Annotated in this window: 4 protein-coding genes and 1 pseudogene; 4 read left to right on the top strand and 1 reads right to left on the bottom strand. The window is 60.2% G+C overall.

What is annotated here, in order from left to right; genetic code table 11:
* Window positions 1-161: pseudogene (locus NW828_RS05700) on the top strand (RNA-guided endonuclease TnpB family protein); the annotation flags it as partial.
* A gap of 1 nt (window position 162) precedes the next feature.
* Here the strand turns inward: NW828_RS05700 and speA are convergent.
* Window positions 163-2,085 carry a biosynthetic arginine decarboxylase gene (gene speA, locus NW828_RS05695; RefSeq protein ID WP_414382315.1) on the bottom strand — a complete coding sequence of 641 codons (1,923 nt, stop codon included), beginning with the start codon at window positions 2,083-2,085 and terminating at the stop codon, window positions 163-165.
* A gap of 439 nt (window positions 2,086-2,524) precedes the next feature.
* Here speA and pstS point away from each other — a divergent pair, with 439 nt between their 5' ends.
* The 3 genes from pstS (at window position 2,525) to NW828_RS05680 (ending at window position 6,976) form a co-directional block, all read left to right on the top strand.
* A complete protein-coding gene (gene pstS / locus NW828_RS05690) occupies window positions 2,525-3,625 on the top strand; it encodes a phosphate ABC transporter substrate-binding protein PstS (RefSeq protein WP_414382312.1) in 1,101 nt (366 codons plus the stop codon).
* 290 nt (window positions 3,626-3,915) lie between these two features.
* Window positions 3,916-5,808, top strand: coding sequence for a molecular chaperone DnaK (gene dnaK / locus NW828_RS05685; protein WP_414329477.1), 1,893 nt, complete (start codon window positions 3,916-3,918; stop codon window positions 5,806-5,808).
* Window positions 5,809-6,016: 208 nt separating this feature from the next.
* Window positions 6,017-6,976: a DnaJ C-terminal domain-containing protein gene (locus NW828_RS05680; RefSeq protein ID WP_414382310.1), complete on the top strand. Its 960-nt coding sequence runs from the start codon at window positions 6,017-6,019 to the stop codon at window positions 6,974-6,976.
* Window positions 6,977-7,080 lie beyond the last annotated feature (104 nt).

The following is a 7,080-nucleotide window of genomic DNA, read 5'->3' as shown; positions in this document are numbered from 1 at the left end:
AAGGGGATGCGGATTTGAATGGTGCGAATGTGATTGCGCTCTTGGGGGCTGTCGTAAACCAGCCTAGAGGTCCGGGCCTGTTTTGTTCTCTGGTAGAGCAGAGCAGGCTCAGGGCTACTGAAAGCCCGCTCCGTACCGCTTTAGCGGTCGGAGTCGGGTAGTTTACTGCAAGTAGGTGTAGGCCCGCAGATTGTCTTCAAAGTGCTGCTGCAAGGCGCGGGCTTGATCCAGCGTGATCTGCCCTCGCTGCAGGGCAGTCTCGGTGGCGTGGTGGAGGGTCTCCACCAGATCTTCGCTGTTGTACTGCACCCAGCTCAGCACCTCGCCGATGGTGTCCCCCTTGATGACTTGGGAAACGTGGTAGCCGCCGGGGCGGGAGCGAATATGCACCGCGTTGGTATCGCCAAACAGGTTGTGCAGATCCCCTAGGATCTCCTGGTAGGCACCCCCCAGAAACACCCCCAGTAGGTAGGGATGCCCGTCAGGATCATGCAGCGGCAAGACCGAGGTGATCTGCCCATCTTCGCCGAAGAAGCGGTTGATCTTGCCGTCGCTGTCGCAGGTCAGATCCGCCAGGGTAGCCCATTGGCGTGGCTCCTCATCCAGACGGTGGATGGGCATGATGGGGAAGACCTGGTCGATGGCCCAGCTATCCGGCAGGGATTGGAACAGGGAGAAATTGCCGTAGTAGATGCTGGCCAGCATCTCGTCCAGATCCAGGAGATCCACTGCCACGGGGTGCCCTGCTTGGTGCTGCTCGTAGGCCAAGGTGCAGATCTTGTCGGAGCAGTTCCAGAACAGCCGCTCCACTTCAGCTCGCTCCTGCAAGCTGAGGGATCCCTCAGTGAACTGGCGCAGGGCGGCCTCCTTCAGCTCCTGACAACGGCGATAGTTGACCACCAGAGTATCGGGCTGGATTTGGTAGTAAAGCTGGTTTAGCTTCTGGATCACCTCCGCATCGGAAGTGAGCTGGGTGGGCATCGGGTAGGGGCTGGCGGCGTTGACATCTTGCACGTCAAACACCAGCACCGACTGGTGGGACATCAGGGCGCGTCCGCTTTCGGTCACCAGTACCGGCGGCTGGATCCCGTGGGGTTCTAGGGCGGTCAGCACGGTCTGCACCACGGTGGCGGCGTAGTCCTCCATGCTGTAGCTCTGGGAAAAAGGATTGGGGGACTGGGATCCGTCGTAATCGACCCCCAAGCCGCCGCCGATATCCAGGTAGCCCATGGGGGCCCCCAGCTTGACCAGCTCGATGTAGATTTGGCTGGCCTCCCGCACGGCCCGTCCATGCACGCTCACCATCGAGATCTGGGAGCCGATGTGGTAGTGCAGCAGGCGCAGACAATGCAGCTTGCCCGCTTCCCGCAGCCGTTCCACCACTTGCAAAATCTCGGTGGCCGTGAGGCCGAACTTAGCCCGATCCCCAGCCGAGGTGCCCCAGCGTCCACTGCCCTGGGCGGAGAGCTTGGCCCGTACCCCCAAGATGGGGTCAATGCCCAGTTGGTCGGCAGCCTGCAGCGCCAGCTCCAGCTCTTGCAGCCGCTCCAAAACGATGATCGGGGTGCGCCCCAGCCGCTGGGCCAAGAGGGCCGTCTCCATAAAGTCGCGGTCTTTGTAGCCGTTGCAGATCAACAAAGCCCCAGGAGTATCCAGCAAAGCTAGGGCAATCAACAGCTCCGGTTTGGATCCCGCCTCCAGGCCAAAGTGGTAGGCGCGACCGTGCTTCACCACTTCCTCCACCAGGTGGCGCTGCTGGTTCACCTTAACGGGGTAAACCCCCCGATAGACGTTGGGGTAGCCAAAGCGCTGGATGGCCTGCTGAAAGCTCTCGCAAATCCGCCGCATGCGGTCGGCCACGATCTCGGGAAAGCGAATCAAGAGGGGCAACTGCAAACCCCGTGCCACCAGATCCATCACCAAGTGGTACAGGTCAATGCCCGGTTCCTGCTGCTGTAGGCCCTGTGGGGTCACCTCCACATGACCGGCGGCGTTGATACGGAAGTAGGGATCCCCCCAACCTGAGATGCGATAGAGCTTTTCGCTGTCTCGCAGTGTCCAGGGAGAACGAGTCAAAGTCGGCATAGTAGTCCCCCAGATACCGAGATGTGAACAGCGCAGGATTTCTGCACAGAACCCACAATATATTGCCCTATTCCAGAATATGTCAAGATTTTTCTGGTGCGGGGGGACTCAGGCCCAAAAACCGCTAAGCCTTGCCAGACAAGGCTTTGGCTTGGGGATCTCTGTGCAACTGCCGCAGAACTCAGCTCGCTCAATCTCTTGTTTGCGCTGTTTTTCTTTGTTTTTCTCTTGAATTCTCCATTTTCTGTCTTTCCTTTCTGGACTTGGGTTGGATCCTGAGTTTTGCTGGGAAGCGTAGCGAGGAATACGGGGATGGTGCAGAGGGAAAAGACAGCCACCTGGGGAAAGTGGACCTACGCAGGGGATCCCACTGGCAACCCTTGACAGGGCCCCGCAGGCAAGACAAGGATCGGGGCGGTGACCTCGGAGAACCTGAACCATGGCTCAACTGCCCCGCTTCCGTCGCCGAGAAGTGTTGCTTTCTTTATTGGCCACCGGCGCTACCTTGAGTGCTTGTCAAAGGGGATCCCGTTCTGACCAACCCAGCGGCAGGGATCCCGTTCCTGTCTCCGGCAGCCAGTCCTCCGACAAAGTTTTGCTGATCAACGGAGCCGGGGCCACCTTTCCGGCTCCTCTTTATTTGCGCTGGTTTTCCGATTACCGCCAGGTGGATCCCAAGGTGGAGATCAATTTCCAACCGGTGGGCAGCGCCGCCGGGATCCGGCAATTTATTGACCAGACAGTGGACTTTGCCGCCAGCGACGTGGCCATGACCGACGCCGAGATCGCCGAGGTGAAGCGGGGTGTGGTCATGATCCCGATGACCTCAGGCAGCATTGCCGTGGGCTACAACCTGCCGGGGATCCCTTCTGGACTCAAGCTGTCTCGACCTGTCTTGGTGAAGATCTTTCGCGGCCAAATCGATCAGTGGCGGGATCCGGAGATCCTGGCCCTGAACCCGGAGCTGACCATTCCCGATCTGCCCATCACCGTCTGCTACCGCTCCGATGGCAGCGGCACCACCGATACCTTTACCCGCCACCTGGCGGCCATCGATCCGGCTTGGGCCTCGGAAGTCGGTGCTGGCATGTCGCTGGAGTGGCCGGTGGGCATTGGGGTGAAAGGCAACGAGGGCATGAGCGCCCAAATGCTTCTCAGCGAAGGGGTGATCGGCTACGTGGAGTCGGTCTATGCCCGCGAGCTGGATCTGTCGGTGGCAGCTCTGGAGAACCGCCGCGGCGAGTTCATTCTCCCCTCCCCGGAAGCCTCGGCCCTGGCCTTGAGCGAAATTGAGCTGCCGGAAAACCTGCGGGCTTTTGTGCCGGATCCCGCTGGCCCTGGAGCGTATCCCATCGTCACCTACACCTGGATCCTGACCTACCGCCGGTACTCGGATCCCGCCATGGCCGCCGCCCTGCAAGCTGTGCTCCGCTGGGCCCTTACCGAAGGGCAAGCCCTGGCCGAGGAGATGGGCTACCTGCCCCTGGCCGCAACCGTTGTGAACCGCGGCCTGGAGGCGCTGCAGCTTATCCAGAGCTAGCCTGGCAGCAGTCCCCCAAGAGTTGCCAATAGCTGCCAACCCAGGCCATACCCCAAGCGGCACCGAAAGCAAGGCTGCTGCAGGTACGGAGATCCGTAACCGGTCTGCCCTTCAGCCCCGAGAAATGGGCGGCATTCTCGCCCTGGCCTCGCCAACCAGCTGGTTAGGATCGACCCAGGAAGTGACCAAGCATCTGCCGGATTTTCACAGATTGGCTGCCCAAGCTACTTCACACAGGCTGGCGGCGGTAACCGAAGCAATGTACTCAAGAAGAGGAGAATAAGGAGCCGATGGGAAAAGTTGTAGGAATTGACCTGGGCACAACCAACTCGGTTGTCGCCGTAATGGAGGGGGGTGTCCCCACCGTCATCGCCAATGCTGAGGGTACTCGCACCACACCCTCGGTGGTCGCCTTCACCAAAGATGGAGAGCGCCTGGTGGGCCAAATGGCCCGCCGCCAAGCGGTGCTCAACCCGGAAAACACGTTTTACTCGGTTAAGCGGTTCATCGGTCGTAGGTACGATGAGCTGAATGCCGACTCCAAGCGGGTCTCCTACCAGGTGCGGCGGGACGAGCGGGGCAATGTCAAACTGTACGCACCCCGCCTGAACAAGGAATTTGCGCCGGAAGAGATCTCGGCCATGGTGCTGCGCAAGCTAGCGGATGATGCCAGCCGCTACCTGGGCCAGCCGGTCACCCAAGCGGTGATCACGGTTCCTGCTTACTTTAATGACTCGCAGCGGCAGGCCACCAAAGATGCGGGCCGCATTGCCGGTTTGGAAGTGCTGCGCATCATCAACGAGCCGACAGCAGCCTCTTTGGCCTACGGCTTGGACAAGCGCAACAACGAGACCATCCTCGTCTTCGACCTGGGCGGCGGCACCTTCGACGTGTCCATCCTGGAAGTGGGGGATGGTGTTTTCGAGGTGAAATCCACCAGCGGCGATACGCAGTTGGGCGGCGATGACTTCGACAAGAAGATCGTCGATTGGATGGCCGAGCAGTTTAAGCAAATGGAAGGGATCGACCTGCGGCAAGACCGGCAGGCGCTGCAACGGCTAACGGAAGCTGCGGAAAAAGCCAAGATCGAGCTGTCCAGCGTTTCCGAAACCACCATCAACCTGCCCTTCATCACTGCCACTGCCGATGGGCCCAAACACCTGGAGCTGAAGCTCTCCCGCGCTCAATTTGAACACCTCTGTGCCGACCTGCTGGAGCGCTGCAAGGGGCCGGTGGAACAAGCCCTGCGGGATGCCAAGCTCACCAAGGCCGACATCAACGAAGTGGTGCTGGTGGGGGGATCCACCCGCATTCCGGCGGTGCAGCGGCTGGTGAGGGAGCTGCTGGGCAAAGAACCCAACCAAAGTGTCAACCCCGATGAGGTGGTGGCGGTTGGGGCGGCCATCCAAGCGGGTGTGCTGGCGGGCGAAGTCAAAGACGTGCTGCTGCTGGATGTCACCCCCTTGTCCTTGGGGGTGGAAACCTTGGGCGGCGTGGCCACCAAGCTCATCCCGCGCAACACCACCATCCCCACCCGCAAGTCGGAGATCTTCTCCACTGCCGAAGATGGGCAGACCTCTGTGGAAATCCACGTGGTGCAAGGGGAGCGGGAGCTGGCCCGCGACAACAAATCTCTGGGCCGCTTCAAGCTGGACGGGATCCCGCCGGCCCCCCGCGGTGTGCCGCAGATCGAGGTCACCTTCGACATCGACGCCAACGGCATCCTCAAGGTGACGGCCAAAGACAAAGGCAGCGGCAAAGAGCAGAGCATCTCCATCACCGGCGCCTCTACTTTGGATAGCAAAGAGGTGGAGCGCATGATTGCTGAGGCAGAAAAATACGCTGCCGAAGACCGGGCCCGCCGGGAGAAAATTGAGCGCCGCAACAAGGCCGACTCGCTGGCCTACCAAGCCGAGCGGCAGTTGAAGGAGTTGGGCGACAAGATCTCCTCCAGCAAACGCAGCCAAATCGAGACTCTGGTGCGAGAACTGCGGGAGGCCATCCAGCGGGAGGACGACAGCGCCATCCAGAGCAAAGAGCGGGAGCTGCAAGAGGCTCTCTACGCCATGAGCAGCGAGCTGTATCAACAGCCGGGGGCCTCCTCTGGCCCCACTCCCGGCTCAGGGAAAACCTCCGGCGGCAGCGATGATGTGATCGATGCCGACTTCACCGAGAGCAAGTGACTGCTCAGGGATCCCTCCGTGGGCCGCGGGCCCAGGGCGGATCCCGCCCTTACTTGTAGCGCCGATAATGAGGAGGGACGGGATGGGCGATGGCGTCTAGCCCGCCTCCTCATTTTCTTCAGTAGGTCGGAGGGAAGGAGCCCTTGCCGGGGACGCCTAGCCTCGTGGTTTTCTGCCCACTCTCAGCGATTTGCCTGCGGACGCCTCCATGCAAAACTTTAAGGACTACTACAAGATTTTGGGGGTCAGCAAAACGGCCACTGCCGATGAGGTGAAACAAGCCTATCGGCGCCTAGCCCGCAAGTATCACCCAGATGTCAACCCCAACGACAAAGCGGCTGAAGAGAAATTCAAAGACATTAACGAAGCCTACGAAGTTCTCTCGGATCCCAGCAAGCGCAGGCAATACGACCAATTTGGCCAATACTATCAGCAGGGCGGGTTTCGCTCCAGCCGCGATGCCTACACCTACAGCAGCAGCCCCTTCAGCCAAGACTTTGGGGGGAGCGGATTTGGGGGGAGTGGCGTCGATTTCAGCCAATTTGATGATTTTCAAGACTTCATCGATCAACTGCTGGGCCGGGTGCGCAGCCAAACCACAGACCGCAGCAGCGGATTTTCGGGATCCACTGGCAACACCAGTTACGATGCTGAGGCCACCATCCAGATCAGCATTCCAGAAGCTTTTGAGGGGGGCAAGCGTCGCCTGCGGGTGGGCGGGGATCGCGTGCTCGAGGTAAACATCCCGCCGGGAATTACGCCAGGGAAGCGGATTCGCCTGCGCGGCCAAGGCCACCCCAACCCCAACGGCGGTGCCGGTGATCTGTACCTTAAAATTGAGCTGAAAGACCACCCCTTCTATCGCCTAGAGGGATTCGACGTTTACTGCGATCTGCCCATCAGCCCCAGCGAAGCGGTTTTGGGCGCCCAGGTGGAGGTGCCCACCTTGGATGGGGTGGTGAAGCTGCGGATCCCACCTGGCATGCAGCCGGGGCGAAAGTTGCGGCTGGCGGAAAGGGGATTTCCCAAAGGCAACGGAGAACGGGGGGATTTTTACGTGGTGGTGCAGATCCATTTGCCCACCCAGATCTCCGAAGAAGAGCGAGAACTTTACGAAAGGCTGCAGCGGGTTCAATCCTACGATCCCCGCGCCACCCTTAAGCTCTAGCATTGATATTCTCCGATATTCTCCCACGGCCAAAGCCTCAAGATTCTTGACAAGCGCTCCGCGCCGCCTGAAAGCAGGAAGCCGCCCTTCTAGCTTGCTTCCGG

Source organism: Synechococcus sp. W55.2, from assembly GCF_047461635.1.
Classification (GTDB): Bacteria; Cyanobacteriota; Cyanobacteriia; order Thermostichales; family Thermostichaceae; genus Thermostichus.
The sequence above is the reverse complement of the archived record's forward strand: the minus strand, read 5'-3'. Positions and strand labels throughout refer to the sequence as shown.

Coding starts and splice junctions, on each gene's coding strand:
- speA (WP_414382315.1), bottom strand. CDS start 2,085: ATGCCGACTTTGACTCGTTCTCCCTGGACACTGCGAGACAGCGAAAAG.
- pstS (WP_414382312.1), top strand. CDS start 2,525: ATGGCTCAACTGCCCCGCTTCCGTCGCCGAGAAGTGTTGCTTTCTTTA.
- dnaK (WP_414329477.1), top strand. CDS start 3,916: ATGGGAAAAGTTGTAGGAATTGACCTGGGCACAACCAACTCGGTTGTC.
- NW828_RS05680 (WP_414382310.1), top strand. CDS start 6,017: ATGCAAAACTTTAAGGACTACTACAAGATTTTGGGGGTCAGCAAAACG.